At 58.4% G+C, this 1,602-nt stretch carries 1 protein-coding gene and 2 pseudogenes; all 3 read left to right on the top strand.

Annotated features, from left to right (window positions below; all coding sequences use genetic code 11):
- A pseudogene (locus FVF58_RS50970) lies at nt 1-492 on the top strand (IS5 family transposase); the annotation flags it as partial.
- 120 nt (nt 493-612) lie between these two features.
- Nucleotides 613-846 carry a hypothetical protein gene (locus FVF58_RS50965; protein ID WP_149676982.1) on the top strand — a complete coding sequence of 78 codons (234 nt, stop codon included), beginning with the start codon at nt 613-615 and terminating at the stop codon, nt 844-846.
- 32 nt (nt 847-878) lie between these two features.
- Nucleotides 879-1,602: pseudogene (locus FVF58_RS50960) on the top strand (S1C family serine protease); the annotation flags it as partial.

Here is a 1,602-nt window from a genome sequence, read left to right as displayed (position 1 = left end):
CTCGCTGGATAGCACGATGATTAAGGTTCATCCTGATGGTACCGGTGCATTAAAAAAAACGGACCTCAAGCAATCGGAAAATCCCGAGGTGGATGGACCACCAAGATTCATATGGTTGCCGCGGATGCTCGAACAGCCATAACATTCGCGCTGTCTCCCGGCCAGGCTGGTGATGCGCCAGAGGGGCGTGCCCTGTTGCAAAGACTTGGCTCGCCCAATCGGCCACTGCATCTGCTGATGGACAAGGCATATGAAGGCGACGAAACCCGACAACTCGCTCCCGACCTTGGTTTCATACCGGTTGTTCCGCCCAAAAGCAATCGGCTTGAACCGTGGGAATACGATCGCGAAATGTACAAGCGCAGAAACGAAGTGGAACGCCTCTTTCGACGCCTCAAAGGCTTTCGCCGCATCTTTTCCCGCTTCGACAAACTGGACGTGATGTTCCTTGCTTTCATCAATTTCGCCCTCATTGTCGATGGACTCAAATAGTGTGAACACGCCCTAGCAAAACTTGATGACGAAGCCCGTGCCGAACTGCTCTGCTATCTGGTAGTGGGGCAACTGGTTGCTCAAGCGCGTACGGGCGGTTGGCTGCGAACCGATCATTACGTGGAGCTGCTGAATATCTGGTTTCACAGCAATGGGGCAGAAGCCGACTGGCTGCAGGTCGTGCGCCTCGGCGCTTTGTCGGAGAAAATCGCACTGGATTTTGCCAAGCTCCCCCACTTCGCTGACTCGGCCTGGCTTGCCAAACTGTTCACGGATGGCTGGCGAATGGACTATCGTTCGCCGAACGTCTGGAAAATCTACGCGGCTTGTGAACACGAACTGAAAACGAGCTAGGCCCTACTCGGCCCCTCGAACACCCCGATGCCAACCCGCCAGGCGCGATATCGGGTGCGGGCTCCGGATTCATCGTTAGGCCCGATGGCCTCATTCTGACTACGGCTCATGTGGTGGATCAAGCCGACGAAGTTATGGTCAGGCTGACCGACCGGCGCGAGTTCAAGGCAAAGGTGCTGGCTGTCGACGCCCAGAGCGACGTCGCGGTGATTCAGATCGACGCCACGAAGCTTCCGACGGTCAAACTTGGCGACTCGTCGCGAGTGCGCGTCGGCGAACAGGTGCTGACGATCGGATCGCCCGACCGCTTCCAGAATACCATCACAGCCGGCATAGTCAGCGCCACTTCCCGCACGCTACCGGATGGTAGCAATTTTCCCTTTTTCCAGACCGACGTCTCCGTCAACCCCGACAACTCGGGTGGCCCGCTGTTCAACCGCGCTAGCGAGGTGATCGGCATTTCGCGACCACGGTGCGATCGGAGTTGCAAACCCAGCGCAAGGTACCCCCGGGCGGTCTTGGCGTCGAGGTACAGGACGTAGGACCCGGGTTGGCAGTGGCCTTTGGTCTGCCGCGCCCGGCAGGTGCGCTGGTCAATTCGGTCGTGCCCGGCACACCGGCTGCCGCGATCGGCATCAAGCCAGGCGACGTGATCGTGCAGTTCGGTGACAAGAGGATTGATCGCTCGGCCGAACTCGTCCAGGATGCTGCTACTCTGCAGCCCGGGACGAAAACCACACCTGATCCGCAATCGAA

It is taken from the genome of Paraburkholderia panacisoli (genome assembly GCF_008369935.1).
Taxonomy (GTDB): domain Bacteria; phylum Pseudomonadota; class Gammaproteobacteria; order Burkholderiales; family Burkholderiaceae; genus Paraburkholderia; species Paraburkholderia panacisoli.
This window is presented reverse-complemented; position numbering and strand designations above follow the sequence as displayed.